Source organism: Aeromicrobium alkaliterrae, from assembly GCF_039529015.1.
Lineage (GTDB): Bacteria > Actinomycetota > Actinomycetes > Propionibacteriales > Nocardioidaceae > Aeromicrobium > Aeromicrobium alkaliterrae.
Genome location: NZ_BAAAME010000002.1, coordinates 451,229 through 477,966, shown reverse-complemented (window position 1 = coordinate 477,966; position 26,738 = coordinate 451,229). Strand labels below are relative to the sequence as shown.

The following is a 26,738-nucleotide window of genomic DNA, read 5'->3' as shown; positions in this document are numbered from 1 at the left end:
GAGTGAGTTTCCGCCCCGCGGGGAGTGACTTTCCGCCCTGCGGGGAGTGAACTCCTGCCCTTGCGGCGGGGCACCTGTGGACAACGAGGTGACGCCGACGGCGGTGAGGGCTTGCATGTCGCCATGCAGCAGCTCATCGCCGACGGCCGTCCCTTCGTCACCGACGACGGGGTGATGTCGCCCAAGCAGATCCGACTCGCGCTCCAGTCGGGAACGGTGCGCCGGCTCCTGCGTGGCGTGTTCGTCGACGCCCGGGTGCCGGAAGATCGCGACCTGCGGGTCCTGGCCGTCGAGCGCATCCGCCCGCCGCACGGCGTCGCGTGCAGCGAGACCGCCGCCTGGGTCATGGGTCTGGACGTGCACCCGCCTGGGCGACGCTTCGACATGACGCCGACCTTCCTGGTTCCTCACGGCGAGACGCGGATCGTCCGGAGCGGGATCGACTGTCGCCAGGCTCGGCTGGGCTCGCACGACGTCACCGAGGACTTCGGGACGTTCTCGACCACGCCGGTCCGCACGGCCAGCGACCTCCTCCGTCGCCAGTACCGGCCGTACGCGCTCGCGTCCGCCGACCAGATGACGCGCTCCGGGCTGGTCGACCTCGGTGAGCTCAGCAGTGTCGTCATGCACCTCAAGGGATACCCGGGCATCCGCCAGGCTCGTTCCCTGGTCGGCCTGGTCGACGCCCGCGCGGAGTCACCTGGCGAGTCGTGGACCCGCCTGCGACTGCACGACGCCGGCTTCCCGCCGCCCGAGCTGCAGGTCGAGGTGGCCGACCATGACGGCGTCATCCGTCGGATCGACCTGGCGTACGAGGTGCAGAAGGTCGCCATCGAGTACGACGGCTCCGCGCACCACTCGGCGCTGTCGGATCTCGCCTGGGACGAGGAGCGGCGCGACGACCTCTCCGTGCAGTGGGGATGGCGGTGGGTGCTGGCTCGTCGCTCGTCGATCTTCGGCCAGGACGCCACGTTCGAGGAGGCGGTCGGCGCGCATCTGGGCCTCGTGCCGCTCCGGCGCTGGTGGGGTCATCTCTGAGGACGGGAACTCACTCCCCGCGGGGCGGGAACTCACTCCCCGCGGGGCGGGAATCCACTCGCGGAGGGGCGGGAATTCACTCGCGAGCGGTCGTTCGTTACTGGGTGAGGCGGTAGACGTCGAAGACGCCCTCGATCGTGCGGACGGCGTTGAGGACGTGGCCGAGGTGCTTGGCGTCGCCCATCTCGAAGGTGAACTTGCTCTTCGCGACCCGGTCCGAGCCCGTCGACAGTGCCGCCGACAGGATGTTGACGTGCTGCTCGGACATCACGCGCGTGATGTCGGACAGCAGGCCCGGCCGGTCCAGCGCCTCGACCTGCAGCGCGACCAGGAACGTGCTGGTCGAGCTCGGCGCCCAGCGCACCGCCACCAGGCGGCCCGGCTCGTCGGCGCGGAGCTGCACCAGGTTGACGCAGCTCGCGCGGTGCACGGAGACCCCGGACGTGCGCGTCACGAAGCCCTCGATGTCGTCGCCCGGGACCGGCGTGCAGCACCGGGCGAGCTTGACCAGCGCGTTGCCCTCGAGCCCCTCGACCACGACGCCCGCGTCCGACCCGTCGCGGGACCGCACGACGCGGCGCGCGACGGTCGGCACGGTGGCCTCGGCCAGGTCCTCCTCGGCACCCGCACGCCCGCCCGAGAGCGCCAGCACGCGCTCGACGATGCTCTGCGCGCTGACGTGGTTCTCGCCAACAGCGGCGTACAGCGCGGTGATGTCGGCCAGGTTGAGGTCGGCCGCGACCGCCTCGAGCGTGCGCTGCCGGAACAGCCGCACGAGCGGGAGGCTCTCCTTGCGCATCTGGCGCGCGATGAGGTCCTTGCCGTGCTCGACGGCCTCCTCGCGGCGCTCCTTGGTGAACCACTGGCGGATCTTGTTGCGGGCCCGCGGGCTGGCGACGAACTCGAGCCAGTCGCGGCTCGGACCCGCGTCGGGCGACTTGGAGGTGAAGACCTCCACGACGTCGCCCGTCTCGAGCTTGGACTCCAGCGACACCAGGCGGCCGTTGACCCGCGCGCCGATGCACGCGTGCCCGACCTCGGTGTGCACCGAGTAGGCGAAGTCGACCGGCGTCGAGCCGTCCGGGAGCTGGATCAGGTCGCCGCGCGGCGTGTACGCATAGACACCGGTCTGGCCCATCTCGTAGCGGAGCTGGTCGAGGAAGTCGATCGAGTCCTCGGTCTCGGACTGCCAGTCGAGCAGCTCGCGCAGCCAGGTCATCTCCGAGCTGGCGGGGGCTGCCCCGCCGGCCTTCGAGCCCTTGTCGCGCGCGGTGCCGTCCTCCTTGTACTTCCAGTGCGCCGCGACGCCGTACTCGGCGCGGCGGTGCATCGCGTACGTGCGGATCTGCAGCTCCACGGCCTTGCCCTGCGGACCGATCACGGTCGTGTGCAGCGACTGGTACATGTTGAACTTCGGGACGCTGATGTAGTCCTTGAACCGCCCCGGGATCGGGTTCCAGCGGGCGTGCAGCACGCCGAGCACGGCGTAGCAGTCGGCGACCGAGTCGACCAGGATGCGCACCCCGACGAGGTCGAAGATGTCGGCGAAGTCGCGGCCCCGCACCAGCATCTTCTGATAGATCGAGTAGTAGTGCTTCGGCCGACCGGTGACGGTGGCCTTGATGCGCGTGTGCTTGAGGTCGGACTCGACGTCGCCGATGACCCGCTCGAGGAACGTCGAGCGCGACGGCGCACGGTCGGCCACGAGCCGCACGATCTCGTCGTAGACCTTGGGGTGGAGCACGCCGAAGGCGAGGTCCTCGAGCTCCCACTTGATCGTGTTCATGCCGAGCCGGTGGGCCAGCGGCGCGAAGATCTCGAGGGTCTCGGTCGCGATGCGCTCCTGCTTGTCCTGGCGCAGGTACCGCAGGGTGCGCATGTTGTGCAGGCGGTCGGCGAGCTTGATGACGAGCACCCGGATGTCGCGGCTCATCGCCACGACCATCTTGCGGATGGTCTCGGACTGCGCGGTGGCGCCGTACTTGACCTTGTCGAGCTTCGTGACGCCGTCGACCAGGTGGACGACCTCGTCGCCGAAGTCGACCCGCAGCTCGTCGAGCGTGTACGGCGTGTCCTCGACGGTGTCGTGCAGCAGGGCGGCGCACAGCGTGGGGGCCGTCATGCCGAGCTCGGCCAGGATCGTGGCGACCGCGAGGGGGTGCGTGATGTACGGGTCGCCGCTCTTGCGGGTCTGGCCCGTGTGCATCCGCTCGGCGATCGTGTACGCCTTCTGGATCGACGTGACGTCGCCCTTGGGGTGCGTGACGCGGTAGATCTTCAGAAGCGGCTCGAGGACGGCCTGACCCGTCTGGGTCTTGCCGCCGATGCGAGACAGACGCGACCGGACGCGCGCCGTGGTGGGCGCCGCCTCCGCAGCCTCGGGCTCGGGTGCGACGGCCTGGTCGGCCGCCTCCTCGGGCGTCGGGACGTGGCTCGCCGCCTCGGCGACCTCACCACGTTCTGCCACGACGACCTCCTGCTGACCAGTCTACGGACTCAGAGCAGACCGTTGATGAGGGACGCGGCGGTGCCGAGCACCAGGATCGCGACCAGCACGAGCGCGACGACGCGCATCTGGGACGGGTTCACCAGGCCTCCTCCGATCGGTGGAGGTCACAGGATCGCAGAGACGTGGTCACGCCGGTCGCGCAGGGGCGCGCTCCGCGGCCGTGCCGTGCCGTCTCAGTAGGTCCGCAGGGCCGCGAGGGGCACGTCGAGCACCGCTCGACCGCCGAGCGCCTCGATCTCGATCAGCACGACCGCGCTCACGACCTCGCCGCCGCAGCGCCGGGCGAGCTCGACCGTCGCGGCCAGGGTGCCGCCCGTCGCGAGGACGTCGTCGACGACCGCGACCCGCTGACCGGGGGCCACGGCACCCGACGGGACCTCGATCGTGGCGCTGCCGTACTCGAGGTCGTAGGAGACGCTCTCGGTGCTGCCCGGCAGCTTGCCGGCCTTGCGCACCGGGACGAAGCCGACGCCCAGGCGCTCGGCGACGGCCAGCCCGAACAGGAAGCCGCGCGCCTCCACCCCCAGGACCAGGTCGACCTCACCGGTCGCCTGCGCCATCGCGTCGGCGACGGTCGCGAAGGCCTGCGGATCGGCCAGGAGCGGCGAGATGTCGCGGAACTGCACGCCCGGCTCGGGCCAGTCCGCCACGACCGGAACGGTGCGGTCGACCAGGTCGGTCACGTCCGGGACCGTCACGTCGGCGCTCACGAGGTCGAGGTCGACAGCTGCAGGTCGATGTCGCACCGATCCTTGGCGTCGGTCGTGATCGACGTGACCGCCGCGGTCGACTCGCTGTCGGCCAGCTTGGCCTGCACCTCGGCCGCCTGGGTCTGGAGCTCCGGGTCGATCGACGCGAGCGCACCCGACTGGAGGTCGGACGCGAACTTCTGGACAGCGGCCGGATCGGTCAGGTCGTAGCCGATCTGCTTGAACACGTCGACGACGTCGAGCAGGCGCTCGTGGAACAGCTTCCAGTCGGCGCGGACGTCGTCCGGCCCCTCCTTGGAGAACTTCTCGGCCCCGTCGAGGCGGCGCGTGACGCTGTCGGACAGGTAGGTGGCGGAGGTCTCCAGGTCGGCGTCCGGCGCGAGGGTCTCCTCGCTCTTGTCCTGCCAGGCCTGCAGGTCGTCGCAGTAGGCGCCGCTGCTGTCGCGCAGGAGGAAGAACCACCCGCCGGCGGCCAGCGCCAGCACCAGCACGCCCGCGATCGCGAGCACCTGCGGGCGCCGCCAGGCGGGGGCGGAGTGGGAGGTCGTGGCAGAGGACGTCATCGGTTCTTCTCCTTGGTTCACGGACACGGTACTGGGACGCGGGCGGCGAGGGGCCGGACGCGTCAGCGTCCGCGGCGCTTCTGTCGGCTCGAGCGCTGGGGCTGCTGGCGACCCGCCGAGCCCGAGGTGGTCACCGGACGGGCCGGTGAGGCCGGTGTCGACGCCGAGGCGCCGACGAGGTCCTTGGCCCGCCGCGCGAGCACCTTCTCGGTGTGCGCCCGCACCGCCGGGTCACGCTCCTTGAGCTGCGCCGCGAGCGGGGTCGCGATGAAGATCGACGAGTACGTGCCGACGGCCATGCCGACGAACAGCGCGAGCGCGAGGTCCTTCAGCGGGCCGCTGCCGAGCACGCCGACGCCGACGACGAGCAGCGCCCCGACCGGCAGCAGGGCCGTGATCGAGGTGTTGATCGAGCGCACGAGCGTCTGGTTGACGGCCAGGTTGGCCTGCTCGGAGTAGATCCGGGTCGTCGAGGACGCGATGCCGCGCGTGTTCTCGCGCACCTTGTCGAACACGACCACGGTGTCGTAGAGCGAGTAGCCGAGGATCGTGAGGAAACCCGTGACGGTGGCCGGCGTGACCTCGAAGCCCGACCAGGCGTAGACGCCGACCGTGATGACGATGTCGTGCGCCAGCGCGACCATCGCTGCGACCGACATCCGCCACTCACGGAAGTAGGCCCAGATGAACAGCACCACGATGACGAGGAAGACGATGAGGCCCGTCAGGGCCTTCTTGGCGACCTCGGTGCCCCACGAGGGCCCGACGAGGTTCTGGCTGACCTCGCTCGCGCCGGCGCCCTTCAGCGCCTCGACGACCTGGGAGGTCTCGTCCTGGCTGAGCGCGCCGGTCTGGAGCCGGATCGTGCTGTCACCGGAGGTGTTGACGACGGGCGCGGACGCGGCGTCCAGGCCCGTGTCGACCGCGGCCTCGCGCAGGTCGTCGACCGTCGCGGCGTTCGCGGTGGAGACCTGGGCGGTGAACTCGACGCCACCCTTGAAGTCGATGCCGCGCTCGAGGCCGTGCACGCCGAGTCCGGCGGCCGAGCCGATCATGAGCACCGCGCTGACCAGGTACCAGACCATGCGGCGGCCGACGAAGTCGATCGAGATGCGGCCCGTGTACAGGTGCTGGCCGAACGTGCTGAGTCGTCCCATCAGGACCGACCTCCCGGGCTCGCGGCGATCTCCGTGACCTTGCGGTCCTTGATGCCCAGGTGGGCGGCGTCCAGGCCCGAGAGGCGGTGCCCCTGGCCGAAGAACTTCGTGCGCGCCAGCAGCGACATCAACGGCTTGGTGAAGAAGAACACCACCAGGATGTCGACCAGCGTCGTGAGCCCGAGGGCGAACGCGAACCCGCGCACGACCCCGATCGCGAAGATGAACAGGATCGCGGCGGCCAGGAACGAGACCGCGTCAGCCGCGAGGATCGTGGAGCGGGCGCGGGCCCACCCGGACTCCACGGCCAGGCGCAGCGACTTGCCCTCGCGCACCTCGTCACGGATGCGCTCGAACAGGACGATGAAGGAGTCGGCCGTGATGCCGATCGCGACGATGAGTCCGGCGATGCCGGGCAGGGTCAGCGTGAAGCCCATCGCCTGGCCGAGCAGCAGCACGAGCCCGAAGGTCACGAGCGCGGCGACGCCGAGCGAGGCCATGACCACCAGGCCGAGGCCGCGGTAGTAGAAGAGGCCGTAGAGCAGCACCAGCACCATGCCGACCGCACCCGCGATCAGGCCGGCCTCGAGCTGCGAACCGGCGAGCGTCGGCCCCTCGACCGAGACGCCGTTGACCTCGAAGGTCAGCGGCAGGGCGCCGTACTTGAGCTGGTTGGCGAGCTCGACCGCGGTCTTCTGCGTGAAGCTGCCGCTGATCTGGGCCTTGCCGTTGGTGATGTGCGCGTTCGACGTCGGCGCGGTCAGCACCTCGCCGTCGAGCACGACGGCGAAGCGGCCCTGGGCCGGGGTCAGCGCCGCGGTGACGGTGTCGAAGGTGTCGCCGCCCTCGCCGTCGAGCTCGATGTCGACGACCCACTGCACGCTGCCCTGCGGCACGCCAGCGCTGGCGCCCTTGACGTGCGAGCCGCCGATGACGGCGGGGCTCAGGATCATGACCTCGCCGGTCTTGGGGTCGCACGTGACGATCGGCTCGTTCGCGGTGTCGACGACCGCGAGGTCGTCGGGGGTGCACACGAAGGCCTGGGCCTGCTGCTGAAGGGCAGCGATGCCGGCCTGGTACTCCTGCGGCAGGGCCGCGGGGGTCTGCGTCTCGCCGGCGATCATCTGGTCGAGGCTCAGGGCCGACCAGTCGACGGCGTCGACGGCGTCCTGGGCCGCCGCCGCGGTCGCCTCGTCGAGGGGCTGCCCCGTCGACTGGACCTGCGGCTGCCACAGCAGCCGGAACTGCATCTGCGCCGTGCGCCCGACCTGGTCCACGATGTCGCCGCGTTCCTTGCCCGGGATCTCGATGACGATCTGGTTGCCGCCCTGCGTCGTGACCTCCGCCTCGGAGACTCCCGTCGCGTTGACCCGCTGGTCGATGATGCTGCGCGCCTGGGCGAGGTTCTCGGCGGTGACGTCACCGTCGCTCGACTGCGCCTGGAGCGTGATCCGCGTGCCGCCCTGGAGGTCGAGTCCGAGCCGCGGGGTCCAGGCTCCGTGCCCGGTGCCGTCCTCGAGGTCGACCAGACCGATCAGGGCGAACAGCGCCACCACCCCGGCCATGAACAGGAGCAGCGTGCGTCCAGGACGCAGGACCTTCCGGCCGCGAGCGGGCGGGGCCATCAGTCGCCTTCGACGATCTCGGGGTCGGCGGCGGGCTCGGGGCGCACGATCTGGCCGATGGCCTGACGGTGGACCCGGATCTCGACGCCGTCGGCGATCCGCAGGCGCGCCTCGAGGTCGTCCAGCGAGACGATCTCGGCGAAGATGCCGCTGGTCGTCATCACCTCGAGCCCGGGCTGGAGCTCGTCCTGCAGGGACGAGAACTGCTGCTGCTTCTTGCGCGCCGGCCGGACGATGAACAGCCAGAACACGACGACGATGAGCACCAGAGGGATGAGGCCGGCCAGGTCGGACACGCGAGAGCTCCAGACGAGAGTGAGGTGCGTCCGAGCAGCAGGTGCCGGACAGGTACGGCCCGTGGGCCATCGGGAAGTGTAGACGTCACACGCCGTGACACCGCACCTGATGGCCCGGATTCAGCGAGAAATCAGGATTGGGCACCGGGGACGTCGTCGCCGAAGGAGAGCTGTACCTCGGCGCCGGCCGGGGGCGTGAGCCCCAGGTGCCGCCAGGCCGCCGGCGTCGCGACGCGACCGCGGGGCGTGCGCGCCAGGAACCCGAGCCGCACCAGGTACGGCTCGGCGATCTCCTCGACGGTCTCGCGCTCCTCGCCGACGGCGACCGCGAGGGTCGAGACGCCGACCGGTCCGCCGCCGAAGCTGGCGCACAGCGCCCGCAGGACGGCCAGGTCGAGGCGGTCGAGGCCGAGGTCGTCGACCTCGTACAGCTCGAGCGCGGTGCGGGCCGCCGCGAGGTCGAGCACTCCCCCGGTGCGCACCTCGGCGTAGTCGCGGACGCGCCGCAGCAGGCGGTTGGCGATGCGCGGGGTGCCGCGCGAGCGGCCGGCGATCTCGGCCGCGCCGTCGACCGTGAGGTCGAGCGCGAGCAGGCCGGCCGACCGGGTCACGATCTGCTGCAGGTGCTGCGGCTCGTAGTAGTCGAGCTGGGCGGTGAACCCGAAGCGGTCGCGAAGCGGGCTCGGCAGCAGGCCGGCACGGGTCGTGGCGCCGACGACCGTGAAGGGCGGGATCTCGAGCGGGATCGCCGTGGCGCCGGGGCCCTTGCCGACGATGACGTCGACCCGGAAGTCCTCCATCGCCATGTAGAGCAGCTCCTCGGCGGGGCGCGACATGCGGTGGATCTCGTCGATGAAGACGACGTCGCCCTCCATGACGCCCGACAGGATCGCGGCGAGGTCGCCGGCGTGCTGGATGGCCGGACCGCTCGTGATGCGCAGCGGCGCGCTGAGCTGGTTCGCGATGATCATCGCGAGGGTCGTCTTGCCGAGACCGGGCGGGCCCGAGAGCAGCACGTGGTCGGGCACCGACCCGCGTGCCGTGGCGGCGTCGAGGACGAGGGCGAGCTGCTCGCGCACCCGGTCCTGACCCACGACCTCCTCGAGCGTGCGTGGGCGCAGGGCCGCCTCGTAGGCGCGGTCGTCGGTGCCGACGACCGGCGCGACGATGCTCTCCTCGAGGTCTGAGAGCCCCGGCTCGTCGTCGTTCATCGGGTGCGGGCCAGGGATCGCAGGGCGTCGCGCAGCAGGAGCGAGACGTCGGGGGTCTCGTCGGCCGGGAGGTCGGCGGCGACCGTGTCGACGGCGGACTCCGCGTCGCGGGCGCTCCAGCCGAGGCCGAGCAGCGCCTCGTGGACCTGCTCGCGCCACGCGGGGGCACCCGTCGCCGTGGCGGTGGTGGCCAGGCCGACGCGGTCCTTGAGCTCGACCACGATGCGCTCGGCGCCCTTGCGGCCGATGCCGGGGACCGACGTGAGCACGGGGTAGTCGGCGCCCGCGATCGCGCTGCGCAGGCGGTCGGGGTCGAGCACCGAGAGCATCGCCAGGGCGACCTTCGGCCCGACGCCGCTGGCGGTCTGGACGAGCTCGAACATGTCGCGCTCGTCGGGGCCGCCGAAGCCGTAGAGGGTCATCGAGTCCTCGCGGACGACCAGCGTCGTGGCGACCGTGGCCTCCTGGCCGAGGCGCAGTGTCGCGAGCGTGCCCGGCGTGCTGCGCACGAAGTAGCCCACCCCGGAGACGTCGAGCACGGCTCCGTCGAGCTGGATCGCGGCGACGGTGCCGCGCAGCGAGGCGATCATCGGCCGGACCGGGCCAGCGCCGCAGCGAGGCGCTGCTGCGCTCCCCCGCGCCACACGTGGCAGATCGCGATGGCCAGCGCGTCGGCGGCGTCGGCGGGCTTGGGGGCCTCGGCCAGGCGCAGGATGCGGGTGACCATCTGGCCGACCTGGGCCTTGTCGGCCCGACCGTTGCCCGTGACGGCGGCCTTGACCTCGCTCGGCGTGTGCAGGTGGACGCCCAGGCCGTGCCGGGCGGCGATCGCCATCGCGACACCGCTGGCCTGGGCCGTGCCCATGACGGTGCGGACGTTGTGCTGCGCGAAGACCCGCTCGATCGCGACGGCCTCGGGACGGTGGGTCGCGATCGCCTCCTCGATGCCCTCCGACAGCAGGAGCAGGCGGCGGGCGACGTCGAGGTCGGCCGGGGTGCGCACGACACCGACGTGGACGAGCGACATCGGCCGGCCGGCCGAGCCCTCCACGACGCCGACGCCGCAGCGGGTCAGACCGGGGTCGATGCCCAGGACGCGAATGCCGACCGAACTCATGTTCGACAGCCTAGGCGGACCGACCGACACCTGGGCGGACGACACGCCCGAACGCCGCACCCGCCACGTGTGGCGTCGAGGCTCGCACCGCAGGCGGCCCTCGCACCTCACGGGGCGGGAGACCCGGGGCCTCAGGCCTGGGCCTGCTCCATGACCTCGTCGCTGGCGTCGAAGTTGGCGAAGACGTTCTGCACGTCGTCGCAGTCCTCCAGCGCGTCGATCAGCTTGAGCACCTTGGTCGCGCCGTCGACGTCGACCTCGACCTGCACCGACGGCACGAACGAGGCGTCGGCGGAGTCGTAGTCCAGCCCCGCCTCCTGCAGCGCCGTGCGGACCGCCACCAGGTCGGTCGGCTCGCACACGACCTCGAACGCGCCGTCGAGGTCGTTGACCTCGTCGGCGCCGGCCTCGAGCACGGCCAGCAGGATGTCGTCCTCGGTGGTGGCGCCGCCCTCCTGCTCGGCGGGCACGATGATGACGCCCTTGCGGTGGAACAGGTACGACACCGAGCCCGGGTCGGCCATCGTGCCGCCGTTGCGGGTCATCGCGGTGCGCACCTCCATCGCGGCGCGGTTCTTGTTGTCCGTGAGGCACTCCACCAGCATCGCGATGCCGTTGGGGCCGTACCCCTCGTACATGATCGTGGTGTAGTCGACGGCCTCGTCGCCGATGCCACCGCCGCGCTTGACCGCGCGGTCGATGTTGTCGTTGGGGACCGAGGACTTCTTGGCCTTCTGGATCGCGTCGTAGAGCGTGGGGTTGCCGTCAGGATCGGGCCCGCCGGTGCGCGCCGCGACCTCGATGTTCTTGATGAGCTTGGCGAACATCTTGCCGCGCTTGGCGTCGACGACGGCCTTCTTGTGCTTCGTGGTCGCCCACTTGGAGTGCCCTGACATGGCGCGTCCCCTCTGTTCTCTACTGCGTGACGAGGTCGACGAAGAGACCGTGCACCCGGTCGTCGTCACCGACCTCCGGGTGGAAGGCGGTGGCGAGCAGGTGGCCCTGTCGAACCGCCACGATCCTATCCGCGCCCGCCACCGCGACCGAAGCCAGCACCTCGACCGACTCCCCCGCCTGCTCGATCCACGGCGCGCGGATGAAGACCGCGTGCACCGGGTCGGCCAGGCCCGCGACGTCGAGGTCGCCCTCGAAGGAGTCGACCTGGCGCCCGAACGCGTTGCGGCGGACCGTCACGTCGAGCCCGCCGAACGTCTCCTGGTCGCGGGTCCCGTCCTTGACGCGATCGGCCAGCATGATCATCCCGGCGCACGTGCCGAACGTCGGCATCCCGTCCGCGATCCGCTCGACGATGGGCTCGAACAGGTCGAAGGTCCGGGCGAGCTTGAACATCGTGGTCGACTCGCCACCCGGGAGCACGAGACCGTCGCACTGGGCGAGCTCCTCGGGACGTCGCACCCGCAGGGTGCGCGCACCGAGCCGCTCGAGGGCGTGCAGGTGCTCGCGGACGTCGCCCTGCAGGGCGAACACGCCGATCGTGGGGCTGGAAGTCACCGGATCAGGGTAGTGACGCCGGCGTCGAGGTCTCAGAGGTGTCCGCAGACGGTGCCGAGCCCCAGGGTCCGTGCGCGGAAGTTCTGCGCGACCGACCCTGTCGACAGCCACGTGGTCGCCGCGGTGGGGTACGCCCTCGCGGTCGCCACGAGGTTGGTCGACGCCAGGTTGCCGAGCAACGCCGTGGACATCGTCGCCGACGTCCCGGTCGTGGTGGTCGAGGTGACCTCCGCCCCGGTGGACGCGTTCGTGACCGTCACGCGGTAGCTGTAGCCGGTGCCGGCGGAGGTCCAGGAGATGACGGCGCCGGCGGCCTGGCTGCTGCACGCCCCGTTGGTCGGTGCCGGCACCGTCAGCGCCGTCCAGGTCGCAGGAGCGCCCGTGACGTTGAACGGGACGCTGTCGGTCCACGCCGCGGCCCACCCGGGGCTCGTGCCGAGCAGGGCCACCGTGGCCGTGACCACCACGACGACGGAGACGCGGCGCGCGCGACGCGTGCCGGTCGAGCGCGAGGCGCGCGGAGCGGAGCGCGCTCCCTTGCGTCGACCACCGCTGGGAGCCGCGTCGTCGGGCCCGGAGTCCCCTGCGGCGGGGCGACGACGGAACACCAGGACGAGCATCCCGGCGACGTACAGGCCCAGCACGAAGATCCCGGCCGGGCTCGTCGCCGCGTCGACGACGTAGCCGGCCTTCGGGATCGAGAACCAGACACGCTCGACCGAGGTCACGGTGTAGACCTCGGCGTCGGGGTCGGCGTTGTCGTCACCCTTGAGGGTCAGCTGTCGCTGCTCCCCGTTCTCGGCGACGTTGACGACGCGGTGGGTGACCCGGCTGCCCGTGGAGGCGATGACCGAGACGACGTCGCCCCGCTCGACCTCGCTGGCCGGCACCGTGCGGGAGATCGCGAGGTCCCCCGTCTGGATCGCCGGGGACATCGACCCCGACCGGAACACGAGCGGGACGAGGCCGAACGCGACCCCCGCGACGGTCGCCAGGATGCAGAGGACGCCGAGCACCGCCCCGGAGGTCAGGAAGACCTCCCGGGCGGTGCTGCGGAATCCTCGGCGCGTCACGACAGGTCCGACGTTCCCGTGAAGGTGAAGGTGGCGGTCGTCCCGGCGCTCTGCAGGGTCGTCGACGCGTTGGCGTTGAGCGTCACCTGCACGCAGATGGGCTCCGTGGCGCTCGCGGCGAGGGTGCGGCCCGTCGGGATGAAGGTGTTGGAGCCGGTGGCCAGCGTGGTCGCCGAGTTGGCGATCACGGTTCCGCCGCACGTCAGCGCACGGCCGGTGCCGGAGATCGCCGCGGCGCTCGTGATCTTGACGTCGAGCGCGGCCGCCAGGTCCTTGCCGGTGACCGTGTTGGTCGTCGACTTCGTCGCGGTCCACTTGAGCGTGGAGGTGCCCTGGTTCTTGACCGTGAGCACGGCCGCGACCGACTCGCCCGGCACCATGTTGCTCAGGTTGAGCGACGTGTACGCCGTGATGGCGTCCTGGTCGTTCACGCGCAGGTCGAGCGAGCCCGACGTGAACGTCGTGCCGCTGATGGCGACGTCGTCGGTCCAGGCCGCCAGCGTGCCCGTGGCACCGATGCCGAGGGCGACGCCCAGGGCCAGGAAGGCACGGACGCGACCCGAGCGGGGTCGCCGCGCGGTGCGGTGGTCAGACATGGTGGTTCTCCTTCTGACGCGTGCGCGTCGTGGCGATGCCGAGGGCGATGAGGAACAGGCCGATGACGGCCCAGACGGCGGCGGGCCCGCCGGTCGTCGGGAGGGATCCGGAGCCGGATCCGCCGACGCCGTCCTGGCGCAGGGTGACCCGCAGGTCGAGGTCGAGCTGGCGGACCTGGGACGGGTTGGTCGAGGTCGGGTCGAACGCGACCGCCACGTCGACCCGGCGGGGCTGACCGGAGGCGGCCCCGACCTCGCTCACGAGGGTGTGGTTGCCGGGCGTGGAGACGTCGTGCCACGGACCGTCGCCGCCTCGTGCCGAGATCGTCAGGTCGCCGGTCTCGACCAGGGAGTCGGACGTGCTGCCGAGCACCTCGACCGAGAGCACAGCAGGATCGACGCTCTCGTTCCGGACGTAGAACGTCCGGACCTGCTCGTCGCCGGGCACCCAGTGGAAGTCGGGGTCGAACAGCGGGGAGGCGAGCGTGCCGGTCCAGGTGACCCCGTCACGGCTCAGGCCGATGCGGGTGTCCTGCGCGGCGGCGGCCGACGGGACGGCCACGAGCAGCAGGAGCGCGATGGACGCGGCGACGGACCTGCGCATCACGGCACCTCCTCCTTGTTCCTGGCCTGGCGTCTCGGTGCTGCCGCCTCGCGACGGTCACGGGCGGCGGAGACGAACATCGTGGCGGCGTAGCCCAGGAGGACCACGACGACGACGCCCGTCAGGATCGTGCGCTCGGAGCCGTTCACGAGGGTCGTGAGGCGCCCGAGGTGGGGGACGCTGTACCAGCGCTCCCCGCGGATCTGGACCGGCAGTACCGTTGCGGCGTCCGGTGCCGAGTTGGCGTCTCCCTGGGTCTGGAAGATCCGGTCGCCGTTCTTGTCGAACCCGAGACCGACGACGCGGTGCGTCACGACGGTGGGTCGGCCCGACTCGAGCTGGTAGGTGATGACGTCGCCCACGCCGATGTCGTCGACGTCGACCGGCTTGACGACCACGAGGGTGCCCGGGGGCATGCCAGGCTTCATCGATCCCGTCAGCACCGTGTACGGCGTGGCGCCGGCCACGCGCGGCACGAGCACGGCGGCGCACAGCACGGCCAGCACTCCGAGGATGACGAACCAGGCGATGACCTGGCCGGCCCATCCGAGGAGCGTGGGGGCGGCGTGTGCGCGTCGTGTCATGGCGGGTGCGGCTCGGTCCGGCCGGGGCGGCACCTCGGAGGTGCCGGCCCCGGCGCGGACAACCGGAGCAGCTGCGATCAGTTGTGGACCTGGGTGGCCGTGATCGTGATCGTGTCGAGCGTCGCCGCGAGGTCCTGCGACTCGTTGGTCGACGCGCTGTCGAACGTCACCGAGACGACCGCCACCACGGTGTCGCCGTCGTTGGCCTCGGTGATCTCCGCGGGCGCCGCGACGCCGCCGATCGTGTAGGTCGCGTCGATCGTCAGGTCGTCCGACAGCGCGTTGGCCGGCGAGGAGAACTCGGCGTCGCTCGGCGCGAGCGTGGCACGCAGGTGATCGCCGGTCGCCGTGATGTCGAACTCGCAGGTCTTGGTGATGACGTCGCCGGGGACGATCAGCGTCGTGCCCGGGATGAACTCGGCGCCGGGCGCGTCCTCGCCGGTGTCGAGCGTCCACTCGTCGCCACAGTCCGCAGCCGAGAGCAAGAGCTGCCCGGAGTTGATGTCGCCGCCGTCGATCGTGGTGTCGGCGGTCCAGTACGCCAGCGTGCCAGCGCCGCCGAGGAGGATGACGGCCGCGGCGCCTGCCGCGAGCGCGCCCTTGGTGGACTTCTTCATGTGCTGCTCCAGTGTGAGTGTTGAACACGCCGAGGCGGCGTGGCACACGAGAGACGGGCCAGGTCGAAGGTCATGACGCGACTTTCCCCTCCCGATTTCGCCACCGCGACATGTGGTGTACCTCACATCGTTCGCCTGGACCGGGTCAGACGCAAGCAGAAGCACGACTTTTGTTCAGGTCCCCGGCAAGGCCCAGGCCGGGCGAAGCCCGGCACCCGAGCCGACCACCGGCCGAGCGCAGCGAGGCAAGCGCCCCGGGCGAAGCCCGGCACCGGCGAGGAACGAGCCGGTGGTGCGACGACGAAGGAGTCGCGCGCTCTACCAGCCCCGCGTCTCGAGGCGGTGGGGCTCGGGGATGTCGGAGACGTTGATGCCGACCATCGCGTCGCCCAGGCCGCGCGAGACCTTCGCGACGACGTCGGGGTCGTCGTAGAACGTGGTGGCCTTGACGATGGCCTCGGCGCGCTGCTGCGGGTTGCCGGACTTGAAGATGCCCGAGCCCACGAACACGCCCTCCGAGCCCAGCTGCATGACCAGCGCGGCGTCGGCCGGGGTCGCGATGCCGCCGGCGGTGAACAGCACGACGGGCAGCTTGCCGGTCGTGGCGATCTCCTTGACCAGTTCGAACGGCGCCTGCAGCCCCTTGGCCGCGACGTACAGCTCGTCGTCACGCAGCCCCTGGAGCTTGCGGATCTCGCCGGTGATCTTGCGGATGTGCGTGACCGCGTTGGACACGTCGCCCGTGCCGGCCTCGCCCTTGGAGCGGATGAACGCCGCACCCTCGGTGATCCGCCGCAGCGCCTCACCCAGGTTCGTCGCCCCGCACACGAACGGCACGTTGAAGGCCCACTTGTCGATGTGGTTGGCGTAGTCGGCCGGCGTGAGGACCTCGGACTCGTCGACGTAGTCCACCCCGAGGGACTGCAGGATCTGCGCCTCCGCGAAGTGGCCGATGCGGGCCTTGGCCATGACCGGGATCGAGACGGCCTCGATGATGCCGTCGATCAGGTCCGGGTCCGACGCCCGGGCCACACCGCCCTGCGCACGGATGTCGGCCGGCACCCGCTCGAGCGCCATGACGGCCACCGCGCCCGCGTCCTCGGCGATCTTCGCCTGCGTCGCGTCGACGACGTCCATGATGACGCCGCCCTTCAGCATCTCGGCCATGCCGCGCTTCACGCGGACGGTGCCGGACTCCTGGGGGCCGCTCTCGTTCGGGACGCTGGTGCTCTGTTCGGTGCTCACTGCGCGAGTCTATCGAGCGGCCTGGCCGGACCTCACGACGTCCACCATCCTGAGACGGTCGGTGACCTTGCGACGCGGTCGGCCGTCGGCACGGCCGGACCGCCGCTCGAACGCGTCGAGCACCTTCCAGTCGGCGAGGTCGAGGGCCGCGCCGTCGGCCAGGACGGCCCGTTCGCCCCGGTGCGGGACGACGCGTCCGGTGGCGACGTCGGTCAGCAGGGCGTTGACGGTCTCGAGCGAGCACGACTTGTTGGTGCCGATGAACCCGGTCGGCCCGCGCTTGGCCCAGCCGACGACGTAGGTGCGCGGCAGCAGGTCGCCGCCGGGCTCGGTCAGCACGCGACCGCCGACGTTGGGGATGCGATGGGCCTGGGCGTCGAACGGCACCCCCGGGATCGGGTCGGAGCGGTACCCGACCGACCGGAGCACGGTGGAGGTGGCGATGACCTCGCGCTCGTCGGTGGGCACGGCCCGCACGGTGCCGTCGGGGCCTGTCTCGAGCCGGGTGCGCGTGACGCGCAGGCCCTCCACCCGGTCGGTGCCGAGGATCTCGTCGGGCGCCGAGAGGAAGCGCAGCACGACGCGGCGCCGATCGGGGTCGATCGTGGCGACCGAGCCCTCGCGCAGCAGACGCGACTTGGTGTCGTCGCCGCTGAGCAGCTCCTGCTGCGGCACGACGACGTCGAGGTCGGGGTGGGTCAGCAGACCGACCATCTCGGGCACCGTGAACGCGGCCTCGGCGGGTCCGCGCCGGGCGACGAGGACCACCTCTCGCACCTCGCTGGCGCGCAGCGCCTCCAGGGCGTGGTCGGCGATGTCGGTGCGGGCGAGCTCGGCCGGGTCGCTCAGCAGCACGCGGGCGACGTCCAGGGCCACGTTGCCGTTGCCCACCACGACGACCCGGTCGGCCGTCAGGTCGAGCGGGGTCTCGACGTGGTCGGGGTGGCCGTTGTACCAGGCCACGACGTGCGTCGCGGTGGCGTTGCCCGGCAGGTCCTCCCCCGCGATGCCGATCCGGCGGTCGCGCGAGGCGCCGGTCGCGTAGATCACGGCGTCGTAGCCCGCGAGCACCTCGTCGTGGCTCACGTCGGTGCCGACCTCGACGCCGAGGCGGTACTCGAAGCCGGACTGGGCCTCGATCTGCGAGAACAGCTTCCCGATGTCCTTGGTGTGCTGGTGGTCGGGCGCCACGCCGGCCCGCACGAGTCCGTGCGGCGTGGGCAGCCGGTCGAGCACCGTGACGTCGACCCCGCGCTGCTTCAGCAGCTCGTCGGCGGCGTACAGGGCTGCCGGCCCGGCGCCGACGATCGCGACGCTGAGCTGCGCGCGCTCCGGGATGCGCACGACCGGCGGCACGGGCGCCTGGGCCGGCCGGGTGGCCGACTCCAGGCCGTTGCCGGCGTCCGATCCCGCGTGGAACAGCGCGTTGAGCTCCATGAACACGAGCTCGTCGTCGTCCAGCTTGGTGTGCGGCTTGATGGCTCCCACCGGGCAGGCGCGCACGCACGCGCCGCAGTCGACGCACGAGGTCGGGTCGATGTAGACCATCTCGGCCGTCGCGAAGTCGGGCTCGTCCGGTGTGGGGTGGATGCAGTTGACCGGGCAGGCGAAGGCGCAGGCGGCATCGCCGCAGCACGGCTGCGTGACGACGTGGGGCACGTCAGGCGGCGTCGACCGAGACGGCGTCGACCAGTGCGGCCGAGGGCTCGCTGCGGTAGCGCGAGGACCGGCCGTCGATCTTGAGCCAGCGCCACACGCGACGCGACGAGCGCGTCATCAGGCCCGACTCCTCGGCCAGCATCCGCACGTCGCTGAACAGGTCGGCCAGGAACTCCTGCGACTCCGGGCTGTCCCAGTACAGCTCGTCGAGGACCTCCTTGGGGACGCCGAGCTTCGTGCGCATCTCCTTCGGCGGGATCAGGATCGCGTCGCCCAGCACCCGCATGATGACGGGGTAGAGCATCGCGATGACCCAGCGCTCAACGCGGCCGAGCTTCGGACCGTTGCGCATGATGAACGCGTGCGCGAAGGAGATGTGGCGTGCCTCCTCGGCGACGTGGATCTGCATGATCCGCGAGAGCACCGGGGGCAGCTGCTTCGAACCGCGCAGGATCTGCTTCTGGGTGTGGTCGATGGGCTCCTCGCCCGCGAGCACGCCGATGAAGAAGCCGACCGGGAACCGTGAGGCCACGAGCGGCAGGAACCCGGAGATCGCGCGCATCCAGCGGCGCATGCCCGGCACGTCGGCACCGATGCGGTTGACGCACTGCTGGAACATCTGCGTGTGGTGGCACTCCTCGGTCGCCTCGTGGGTGAGGTACCGGAACTCGGCCGACCCGTTGGGCTGGGTGAAGACGTACTGCATGATGCCGCGGATCAGGATGTTCTCGAACTGCAGACCGACCTTGAGGATGTTGGCCTGGCGCCACATGCCGATCTCGATCTGGCGCTCGACGGGCAGCGCCTTGTACCAGGAGTGCGAGCCGAGCGGGTCGATGCCGTCGGGCAGGATCCAGCGCTCGTCGGTGGGGTCGACCTGGAAGTCGGGATGGTCCCAGGGGATGTCGATGAACGCGTTGAAGTGACGATCGACCGACGCCTGCGAGAGCTGCTGCAGGGTCTGGTTGTACTCCGCCTTGCTGAGGCCGGGCAGATCGTCCTGGGTCTGGTCGAGGTCGTGCGCGTCAGTCACGGTCATACCCACAGTATGTGCACGTCACGACCTATGTGTCAACGGCGATGTCACATAGGTCGTGTGGCGTGTCGCACGGCTGCTGACCTGCGACGATGCCGCCAGCCGGTCGGGGCGTCAGCCCGGGAGGCCGGGATCCTGCACGGCCTGGCGGTGCACGATCGCCATGCGCTGGAAGACCGTCACGAGGCTCGCGACGGCCAGCACCCACAGCGTGATCTCGGTCAGGAAGTCCCACCCGAGCAGGCCGTTGAACCCCGTCATGACCAGGATCGCGACGAGTCGGTCGGCCCGCTCGGCGATGCCACCCTTGGCCTGCATGCCGAGGCTCTCGGCGCGGGCCCGCGCGTAGGAGGTGAGGTTGCCGAGCACGAGGCACGCCAGGCTCAGGTAGAAGTACCAGCGCACCTCCCCCAGGTCGGCCTCGGCGTGCACCGAGACGTAGTAGATCGCCAGGCCGCCGAAGATCGCGGCGTCCCCGACCCGGTCGAGCGTCGAGTCGAGGAACGCTCCCCACTTGCTCGGCTTCCCGAGCTGGCGTGCCATGTAGCCGTCCATGAGGTCGCTGAACACGAACGCCGTGATGAACATGACGCCCCAGAAGAGCTCGCCTCGAGGGAAGAAGAAGAGGGCACCGAACACGACGCCGGCGGTGCCCACCAGCGTGACCTGGTCAGGCTTGACGCCCCACTTCAACAGCAGGTTGGCCGGGTGCGACAGGAGGCCGGTCCAGAACTGACGGAAGCGTTCGAGCATGCGGGGTGGCCCTTCGGGAGAGTCAGGAGTCGGACCAGGCGGCGGCCAGCAGGTCGCGCGTGTCCTCGAGCAGCTGGGGCAGGGTCTTGGTCTGCCCCAGGACGGTCATGAAGTTCGCGTCGCCCGACCAGCGCGGGACGACGTGCTGGTGGAGGTGCTGCGAGAGCGAGCCGCCCGCGACCCCGCCGAGGTTCAGCCCGACGTTGAACCCGTGCGGCTGCGAGACCTGCCGGATCGCCCGCAGGGCCTGCTGGGTGAGCGCGGCGACCTCGGACGTCTCGGGCTCGGTCAGCTCGGTGTAGTCGGCGACGTGCCGGTGGGGCACGACCATGAGGTGGCCGGGGTTGTACGGGTAGAGGTTGAGGACGACGAAGCACGTCTCGCCGCGGTGCACGACGAGCTCGGACTGCGCTCCCCCGGCCGCGATGCGGCAGAACGGGCACGCCGGGTCGGCTCCCTCGGCGAGCGGCAGCTCGTCGCCCACCTGGGGCTCGGACTCCTCGCCGCGCACGTACGACATGCGGTACGGCGTCCAGAGGCGCTGCAGCCGGTCGGGTCCCTCGATCACGTCGGCCACCCTAGTGCGTGGCACACCTCACCCCGTGGAGCGGTGAGTCTGTCGGCTGTCGCCGAGCCGGCGGTGAGTCTGTCGGCCTTCACAGGCGCGCAAGGCCGACCAGCTCACCGCCCGCCGGTCGAAGGCCGACAGACTCACCGCCCGGCGGGTCAGACCTGGGTGCGGGAGCGGACGGATTCGACGATGCGGGCGACGGCGTCGTCGAGCGGGACGCCGTTCTCCTGCTCGCCGCTGCGGAAGCGGAACGAGACCGCTCCCCCCTCGACGTCGGTGTCGCCCGCGAGCAGCATGAAGGGAATCTTCTGCGTCTGGGCGTTGCGGATCTTCTTCTGCATCCGCTCGTCGCTCTCGTCGAGCTCGAAGCGGATGCCGGCGGCCTTGAGCCGGTCCCCCAGCGCCCGCAGGTGCTCGGTGTGGCGCTCGGCGACGGGGATGCCGACGGCCTGCACCGGCGCGAGCCACGGAGGGAACGCGCCGGCGTAGTGCTCGACGAGCACGCCCATGAACCGCTCGATCGAGCCGAACTTGGCCGAGTGGATCATGACCGGCTTCTGGCGCGAGCCGTCCGGGGCGATGTACTCCAGGTCGAAGCGCTCGGCCGACGGCATGTTGAAGTCGTACTGGATCGTCGACATCTGCCAGGTGCGGCCGATCGCGTCGCGCGCCTGCACCGAGACCTTGGGGCCGTAGTACGCGGCGCCGCCCGGGTCGGGCACGAGCTCGAGCCCGGTCTCGAGACACACGTCCTCGAGCACCTTCGTGGCGGTCGCCCAGTCCTCGTCCGACCCGATGAACTTGTCGGGCTTGGAGTCGTCGCGGGTCGACAGCTCGAGGTAGAAGTCGTCCATCCCGAAGTCGCGCAGCAGGCTCAGCACGAAGTTCAACAGGTGACGGATCTCGTCGGGCGCCTGCTCCGGGGTCACGTAGGAGTGCGAGTCGTCCTGCGCGAACCCGCGCACGCGGGTCAGGCCGTGGATCACGCCCGACTTCTCGTTGCGGTACACGTGCCCGAACTCGAACAGGCGCAGCGGCAGCTCGCGGTACGAGCGCTGGCGCGACCGGAAGATCAGGTTGTGCATCGGGCAGTTCATCGCCTTGAGGCGGTAGTCCTGACCGTCGACGTCGAGCGCCGGGAACATGCCCTCGCCGTAGTACGGCAGGTGGCCCGAGGTGTAGAAGAGCTGCTCGTTGGCGATGTGCGGGGTGCCGACGTACTCGAAGCCCTCCTCGATGTGGCGGGCGCGGACGTAGTCCTCCATCTCCCGCTTGATGACGCCACCCTTGGGGTGGAACACCGGCAGGCCCGACCCGATCTCGTCGGGGAAGCTGTAGAGGTCGAGCTCGGTGCCGAGACGTCGGTGGTCGCGGCGCTGCGCCTCCTCGATGCGGTGCAGGTGCTCGTCGAGCGCCTCCTTGGAGGGCCAGGCGGTGCCGTAGATGCGCTGCAGCTGCTTGTTCTTCTCGTTGCCGCGCCAGTAGGCCGCCGCCGAGCGCATCAGCGTGAACGCGGGGATGCGCTTGGTGGTGGGCAGGTGCGGGCCGCGGCACAGGTCCTTCCAGGCCAGCGAGCCGTCGCGCTTGAGGTTGTCGTAGATGCTGAGCCCGCCGTCACCGACCTCGACGCTCGCGCCCTCCGCGGCATCGCCGGCGGACGACTTCAGCCCGATCAGCTCGAGCTTGTACGGCTCGTCGGCCAGCTCGGCGCGGGCGGCGTCGTCGTCGATCTCGCGGCGGGAGAACTTCTGCCCCTCCTTGACGATCTTCTTCATCCGGGCCTCGATCTTGACGAGGTCCTCGGGCACGAACGGCTCGGGCACGTCGAAGTCGTAGTAGAAGCCGTCGGTGATGGGCGGCCCGATGCCGAGCTTCGCCTGCGGGAACAGCTCCTGCACGGCCTGCGCCATGACGTGCGCGGTCGAGTGGCGCAGGATGTCGAGACCGTCGGGCGACGCGATGTCGACCCCCTCGACGCTCTGACCGTCGACGAGGTCGACGTTGAGGTCGCGCAGCTCACCGTCGATGCGGGCCGCGATGACGTCGGGCGTCTCGCTGAACAGCTGCCAGGCCTTGGTACCGGGGTCGACGCCCCTGGTCTCACCGTTGACGACGACGTTCAGGGACATGGCGATCTCCTCGTGTTCAGCTGGGCCACCCCCACGAATGGGCAGCGCTCTTGCCGCCAGCCTAACGCTGCGCCGGGTCCGGGTCCTCGGGGGTCGACGGCCCGAGGCCCCGCTCCTGCATCCCCGCCAGGACCAGCTCGCTCAGCCGGTCCCAGGCCGGCGTCATGATCCACTGCGCCGTCATGATCCGGTTGGCGCGCTCGTCGCTGAAGAGCTCGCCGTAGTCCTCCAGCGTGTCCTCCTGCTCCTGCCCCGCCATCCAGTCGAGCGTGTCCGCCGCGAGCTGCGCCACGCGTGGGTCGTCGGCCGGCGCCTCGGCCAGCAGCAGCATCCGTACCTGCAGGTCGAGGTAGGCCGGGTCGGACCACGTGCTCGTGGACTGGCGCTCGAGGTACCGACGGACCTCGGCCGGGTAGAGCGCGTGGGCGAGGATCCACGAGTCCCGGTAGAGGTCGACGTAGCGGCCCGGTGCCCCGGCGCGCCGGATCGTCTCGATCGCGTCGGCGAGGACCCGCGGCAGGGCGAGCCGGTCGGGCGAGTCGAGGTCGGCCAGGGTCGAGCGCAGGGCCTTCAGCCGCCGCATCTCCGCCCTGATGTCGGCGTCGACCTCCGCGACCCCGTCGGCGAACGCCTGCTCCCCCGCCTCGAGCAGCTCGCCGACGCGGACGAGCGGCACCCCGGCCGAGGCGAGTGCCACGATCCGCGAGAGGCGGACGACGTCCTCCGCGCCGTACCGTCGGTAGCCGGACGCGTCGCGCGACGGCTCCGGCAGCAGTCCGAGCGAGTGGTAGAAGCGCACGGTGCGGGTCGAGACGCCCACGAACGCCGCGAGCTCACCGATCGTCAGCATGCTCGCCATCCTGCCCGTCCCCGGCGACGGCGCGCGCGTGCGGGTTGAGGATCGCGAAGACCCCGACACAGACCCACACCGCGGCGGTCGCGACCGCCGCGACACCGAGGTCGGCGACGGTCAGCAGGAGCGTGAGGGCGCCGAGACCGAGGGGCCCGGCGACCAGGGCGAGGGCGTTGATGACGCCCAGGACCCGGGCGCGCACCTCGCTCGGGACCTGCTCGGCGACGAACACGTTCCAGACCGGTCCGTAGAGCCCGGAGCCCACGCCCATGACCGCCATCGCGCCGCCGACGACCAGCACGCCGCCCAGGCCGGCGATCCCGACCATGCCGGTCGTCATCGCCCCGATGCCGACGACGTAGGCCAGCAGCCGCGAGCGCCGCGACAGCACCGCGAACAGGATCGATCCGACGATCGTGCCCACCGCGAAGGCCGAGACGGTCGCCCCGTACGACCCCGGCTCACCGAGGTCCGCGAAGTGTCCGGGCAGCACGACGCTGAGCAGCGGGGCGGTGACGAACGTCGCGGCGAACGCGATCACGAGCGTCGCGCCCAGGCGCGGGTCGCGCCGCAGGGCGCCCCAGCCTCCGCCCGGCAGCGGGTCGGCGCCGGCCACCGACGGGTTCGCGACCGGCACGCACCACGTGAGCAGACCGGCGGTCGCCGAGCAGGCCGCCGTCACCCAGACGACGTCGACGGGGTCGAGGTGCGCCAGGAGCAGGCCCGCCATCGCAGGCCCGACGAGGAACGACAGCGAGAACGCGGTCTGGTAGGCGCTGGCGACGACGTCGACGCGGCGGCCGCCCACCCGGGCGACGTCGGCGAGCAGGGCCTGACGCGCGCTCATGCCGGGCACGTCGAACAACGCGCCGAGCACGCCGAGGGCGACGAACCAGCCGACCGTCAGCCCGACCGTGGCGTCGACGACCGCGAGCCCGGCGACGGCGAGCGCCGACCCGAGGTCGGCAGCGACGGCGACCCGCCGAGCGCCGAACCGGTCGGCGAGCCGACCGCCCAGCAGGCTCGCCGGCACCGCCGCGATGCCCGCGGCCGTCGCGACGAGCGCCGTGGTCGACAGGTCGCCGGTCGTGGCGATGACGAGCCACGGCAGGACGATGCCGATCGAGGCGTTGCCCAGCATCGACAACGCGCCGCCGCCGACGTAGAGCGGGACGGCGGACGGACGGACGGCCTGGTCCGCCTGCGGCGGGGAGGTCGGGTGCGAGGTCATGCGACCAGCCAACGACCTTGACGCTACGTCAAGGCAAGCGACGGCCCCGGCGCGTCAGCGGTCCTCCATGCCCCACGGGCTCCCGTACGCCGTCAGCAGCTCCAGGAACGGCAGCGAGTCGAACGCCTCCGGTCCCAGGACGCCCGAGCCCGTCCAGGTGCCGTTGGCGAGGAGCTCGAGCGCGACCACGGGGTTGACCGCGGTCTGCCACACGACGCACTGGTGGCCGTACTCCTGCATCGACCAGGCGTTGTCGACCACGTGGTAGAGGTACACCTCCCGCTCGGCTCCGTCCTTGCCCGTGCCCGTGACCCACAGCCCGGCGCACGTCTTGCCGGTCATGCGCGGCCCGATCGTGGCGGGGTCGGGCAGGCAGGCGGCGACCAGGTCGCGTGGCGAGACCTGCACCGGACCGGCGCTCGAGGGCACCGTGACGGGATCGGTCCGGTCGAGCCCCAGCGTGTTGAGCACGCGGAGGACCGAGATGAACTCCTCGCCCAGGCCGTACTTGAAGGTGACGCGCTCCGCGTCGACCCACCGCGGCATCAGCAGCACCTCCTCGTGCTCGACGTTGACGCACTCCACGGGTCCGATCCCCTCGGGGAACTCGAAGACCTCCGGCTCGGAGAACGGCGGCGTCGTGTACCAGCCGCCGTCAGGCTCGCCGGCGCGCGCCTTCTCGTAGATCACCGGCGGGTTGAGGCACTCCTCGATCGTGGTCCAGATCGAGAAGGACGGCGCGAACAGCTCGTTGCCGTCCTCGTCGTGCACCGCGAGGTTGGCGCCGTCGCGGGTGCCGAGCTCGGTGATCGAGGAGAACAGGTGGTCGGCGGCGTAGCGCGCGAACACGTCCGACAGGCCGGGCTCGACGCCCATGCCGACGAGCGCGAGGCGGCCCGACGACTCCCACTCCCCCGCCTGCGCGAACTGCTCGTCGCCGAGCTTGACCCCGACCTTGGCGTACGGCTCGTCCGCGTGCCGGCGCGAGAGCGACATCGCCATGTCGAGGTAGTCGGCGCCGGCCGCGTAGGCGCCCTCGAAGACCCCCATGACGAACCGCGGGTCGACCGCGTTCATGACGTGCGTGGCCCCGTGCTCACGGCACAGCGCAGCGACGGCGTCGGCCGACGACGCGTCGACCTGGGCCGCGACGAACCGTGGGTCCTCGAGCGCCGCGACGGCACGCTCCGCCCGAGCCAGGTCGTAGTCGGCGACGACCACGAGCTCGAAGAAGTCGCGACGTGCCGCGATCGCGGTGAAGGCAGCACCGACGCCTCCGGCGCCGACCAGCAGGATCCTCATGACCGTTCCTCGTTCCTCGTCGTGCTCGTGCAGGTGGACGTGCTCACTCCAAGGGGGTGCCGGGGCGCGTGGGCCCCAGGGCCGCGAACGCGACCTCGTCGGAGACGTTCTCGAAGCCCTTGCGGCTGAAGAACGCGGCGCCGAGCGTGAAGCGCCAGGCGATCATCAGCACGAACCCCAGGCCGAGGAAGAACACCGCGATCGCGAGCGGCAGGCCCATGCCGAAGATCGACGAGCCGCTGTAGGAGGCGTCCGGGTCGGCCAGGCTCTTGACCGACTCGAACAGCAGGTAGAACAGCACCGCCGCGCCCACGAGCGGGCCGACGCCGATGAACAGGAAGGCCTTGACCGACGTGAAGAGCCGCGAGCGCCAGTAGATCGCGCAGGCGACCCCCGTCAGGCCGTAGTAGAAGGCGATCATGAGCGACAGCGCCGAGATCGAGTCGAACAGGAAGTTGTCGCTGACGGCGCTGGCACCGACGTACCAGACGATCGCGGCGATGCCGATGAACCACGTGCTGAACGCCGGCGTCCCGTAGCGCGGGTCGACCTTGGCGAAGATCTTCGGGAACGCACCGACCGAGCCCATCGAGAGCGACACGCGGGACGCGGGCAGAATCGTGGTCTGGGTCGAGGCGATGCCCGAGGTGATGATCGAGAGCAGCAGGACGAACGAGAGCGGCCCCAGGACCAGGTCGCCGATCGCACCGAAGAGCGCGTCGTCGTCGTCGTAACCGGTCACGAAGC

General features: G+C 71.1%; 27 protein-coding genes. 1 reads left to right on the top strand and 26 read right to left on the bottom strand.

All coding sequences use genetic code 11. From position 1 onward, the window contains the following. The first annotated feature begins 123 nt into the window (after window positions 1-123). A complete protein-coding gene (locus ABD127_RS03420) occupies window positions 124-1,038 on the top strand; it encodes a hypothetical protein (RefSeq protein WP_344197732.1) in 915 nt (304 codons plus the stop codon). A 97-nt stretch (window positions 1,039-1,135) separates the two neighbouring features. Here the strand turns inward: ABD127_RS03420 and ABD127_RS03415 are convergent, their stop codons facing one another. From ABD127_RS03415 to ABD127_RS03290, 26 genes are all read right to left on the bottom strand, one after another. Then, window positions 1,136-3,505: a RelA/SpoT family protein gene (locus ABD127_RS03415; RefSeq protein WP_425545783.1), complete on the bottom strand. Its 2,370-nt coding sequence runs from the start codon at window positions 3,503-3,505 to the stop codon at window positions 1,136-1,138. Window positions 3,506-3,720: 215 nt separating this feature from the next. Continuing rightward, window positions 3,721-4,230 carry an adenine phosphoribosyltransferase gene (locus tag ABD127_RS03410; RefSeq protein ID WP_344199399.1) on the bottom strand — a complete coding sequence of 170 codons (510 nt, stop codon included), beginning with the start codon at window positions 4,228-4,230 and terminating at the stop codon, window positions 3,721-3,723. A gap of 23 nt (window positions 4,231-4,253) precedes the next feature. Continuing rightward, a complete protein-coding gene (locus tag ABD127_RS03405; RefSeq protein ID WP_344197730.1) occupies window positions 4,254-4,820 on the bottom strand; it encodes a hypothetical protein in 567 nt (188 codons plus the stop codon). Between the two features lie 62 nt (window positions 4,821-4,882). Continuing rightward, entirely contained in the window at window positions 4,883-5,977 is a 1,095-nt protein-coding gene (gene secF / locus ABD127_RS03400) for a protein translocase subunit SecF (protein WP_344197728.1), read from the bottom strand. Further along, window positions 5,977-7,602: a protein translocase subunit SecD gene (gene secD / locus ABD127_RS03395; protein WP_344197726.1), complete on the bottom strand. Its 1,626-nt coding sequence runs from the start codon at window positions 7,600-7,602 to the stop codon at window positions 5,977-5,979. Before secD ends, secF begins: the two co-directional genes overlap by 1 nt. Continuing rightward, complete coding sequence (gene yajC, locus ABD127_RS03390; protein ID WP_344197724.1) at window positions 7,602-7,898, bottom strand: preprotein translocase subunit YajC; 297 nt, start codon at window positions 7,896-7,898, stop codon at window positions 7,602-7,604. The genes secD and yajC overlap by 1 nt, the downstream gene beginning before the upstream one ends. Before the next feature lie 131 nt (window positions 7,899-8,029). Continuing rightward, window positions 8,030-9,109, bottom strand: a complete 1,080-nt coding sequence (ruvB, locus tag ABD127_RS03385; RefSeq protein WP_344197722.1) for a Holliday junction branch migration DNA helicase RuvB — start codon at window positions 9,107-9,109, stop codon at window positions 8,030-8,032. After that, the gene (gene ruvA, locus ABD127_RS03380; protein WP_344197720.1) at window positions 9,106-9,699 is read right to left on the bottom strand and encodes a Holliday junction branch migration protein RuvA; all 594 of its coding nucleotides are present in this window, start codon (window positions 9,697-9,699) and stop codon (window positions 9,106-9,108) included. The genes ruvB and ruvA overlap by 4 nt, the downstream gene beginning before the upstream one ends. After that, window positions 9,696-10,202 carry a crossover junction endodeoxyribonuclease RuvC gene (ruvC, locus tag ABD127_RS03375; RefSeq protein WP_344199397.1) on the bottom strand — a complete coding sequence of 169 codons (507 nt, stop codon included), beginning with the start codon at window positions 10,200-10,202 and terminating at the stop codon, window positions 9,696-9,698. Before ruvC ends, ruvA begins: the two co-directional genes overlap by 4 nt. Before the next feature lie 155 nt (window positions 10,203-10,357). Next, window positions 10,358-11,122, bottom strand: coding sequence for a YebC/PmpR family DNA-binding transcriptional regulator (locus ABD127_RS03370; protein WP_344197718.1), 765 nt, complete (start codon window positions 11,120-11,122; stop codon window positions 10,358-10,360). A gap of 19 nt (window positions 11,123-11,141) precedes the next feature. Continuing rightward, a complete protein-coding gene (gene pdxT / locus ABD127_RS03365; protein WP_344197716.1) occupies window positions 11,142-11,738 on the bottom strand; it encodes a pyridoxal 5'-phosphate synthase glutaminase subunit PdxT in 597 nt (198 codons plus the stop codon). 32 nt (window positions 11,739-11,770) lie between these two features. Then, window positions 11,771-12,811, bottom strand: coding sequence for a signal peptidase I (locus ABD127_RS03360; protein WP_344197714.1), 1,041 nt, complete (start codon window positions 12,809-12,811; stop codon window positions 11,771-11,773). After that, the gene (locus ABD127_RS03355) at window positions 12,808-13,407 is read right to left on the bottom strand and encodes a TasA family protein (RefSeq protein WP_344197712.1); all 600 of its coding nucleotides are present in this window, start codon (window positions 13,405-13,407) and stop codon (window positions 12,808-12,810) included. Before ABD127_RS03355 ends, ABD127_RS03360 begins: the two co-directional genes overlap by 4 nt. Next, window positions 13,400-14,014 carry a hypothetical protein gene (locus tag ABD127_RS03350; RefSeq protein WP_344197708.1) on the bottom strand — a complete coding sequence of 205 codons (615 nt, stop codon included), beginning with the start codon at window positions 14,012-14,014 and terminating at the stop codon, window positions 13,400-13,402. The genes ABD127_RS03355 and ABD127_RS03350 overlap by 8 nt, the downstream gene beginning before the upstream one ends. Beyond that, window positions 14,011-14,595: a signal peptidase I gene (locus tag ABD127_RS03345; RefSeq protein WP_344197706.1), complete on the bottom strand. Its 585-nt coding sequence runs from the start codon at window positions 14,593-14,595 to the stop codon at window positions 14,011-14,013. Before ABD127_RS03345 ends, ABD127_RS03350 begins: the two co-directional genes overlap by 4 nt. Window positions 14,596-14,672: 77 nt before the next feature. Beyond that, the gene (locus ABD127_RS03340) at window positions 14,673-15,212 is read right to left on the bottom strand and encodes an alternate-type signal peptide domain-containing protein (RefSeq protein ID WP_344197704.1); all 540 of its coding nucleotides are present in this window, start codon (window positions 15,210-15,212) and stop codon (window positions 14,673-14,675) included. Window positions 15,213-15,530: 318 nt separating this feature from the next. Further along, window positions 15,531-16,457 carry a pyridoxal 5'-phosphate synthase lyase subunit PdxS gene (gene pdxS, locus ABD127_RS03335; protein ID WP_344197702.1) on the bottom strand — a complete coding sequence of 309 codons (927 nt, stop codon included), beginning with the start codon at window positions 16,455-16,457 and terminating at the stop codon, window positions 15,531-15,533. A 9-nt stretch (window positions 16,458-16,466) separates the two neighbouring features. Next, window positions 16,467-18,116 carry an FAD-dependent oxidoreductase gene (locus ABD127_RS03330; RefSeq protein ID WP_344197699.1) on the bottom strand — a complete coding sequence of 550 codons (1,650 nt, stop codon included), beginning with the start codon at window positions 18,114-18,116 and terminating at the stop codon, window positions 16,467-16,469. Between the two features lies 1 nt (window position 18,117). Beyond that, window positions 18,118-19,155: an AurF N-oxygenase family protein gene (locus ABD127_RS03325; RefSeq protein ID WP_344197697.1), complete on the bottom strand. Its 1,038-nt coding sequence runs from the start codon at window positions 19,153-19,155 to the stop codon at window positions 18,118-18,120. Between the two features lie 111 nt (window positions 19,156-19,266). Beyond that, a complete protein-coding gene (gene pgsA / locus ABD127_RS03320; protein ID WP_344197695.1) occupies window positions 19,267-19,905 on the bottom strand; it encodes a phosphatidylinositol phosphate synthase in 639 nt (212 codons plus the stop codon). A 22-nt stretch (window positions 19,906-19,927) separates the two neighbouring features. Further along, entirely contained in the window at window positions 19,928-20,473 is a 546-nt protein-coding gene (locus ABD127_RS03315; protein ID WP_425545782.1) for an HIT family protein, read from the bottom strand. Between the two features lie 158 nt (window positions 20,474-20,631). Continuing rightward, on the bottom strand, window positions 20,632-22,605 hold the full coding sequence (thrS, locus tag ABD127_RS03310; protein WP_344197693.1) for a threonine--tRNA ligase: 1,974 nt from the start codon (window positions 22,603-22,605) through the stop codon (window positions 20,632-20,634). Between the two features lie 61 nt (window positions 22,606-22,666). Continuing rightward, a complete protein-coding gene (locus ABD127_RS03305; RefSeq protein WP_344197691.1) occupies window positions 22,667-23,455 on the bottom strand; it encodes a MerR family transcriptional regulator in 789 nt (262 codons plus the stop codon). Further along, window positions 23,439-24,689, bottom strand: coding sequence for an MFS transporter (locus ABD127_RS03300; protein ID WP_344197689.1), 1,251 nt, complete (start codon window positions 24,687-24,689; stop codon window positions 23,439-23,441). The genes ABD127_RS03305 and ABD127_RS03300 overlap by 17 nt, the downstream gene beginning before the upstream one ends. 54 nt (window positions 24,690-24,743) lie before the next feature. Next, window positions 24,744-25,991 carry a saccharopine dehydrogenase family protein gene (locus tag ABD127_RS03295; RefSeq protein ID WP_344197687.1) on the bottom strand — a complete coding sequence of 416 codons (1,248 nt, stop codon included), beginning with the start codon at window positions 25,989-25,991 and terminating at the stop codon, window positions 24,744-24,746. A 43-nt stretch (window positions 25,992-26,034) separates the two neighbouring features. Then, on the bottom strand, window positions 26,035-26,738 hold a 704-nt coding region (locus ABD127_RS03290; protein WP_486303283.1), incomplete at its 5' end, for an APC family permease.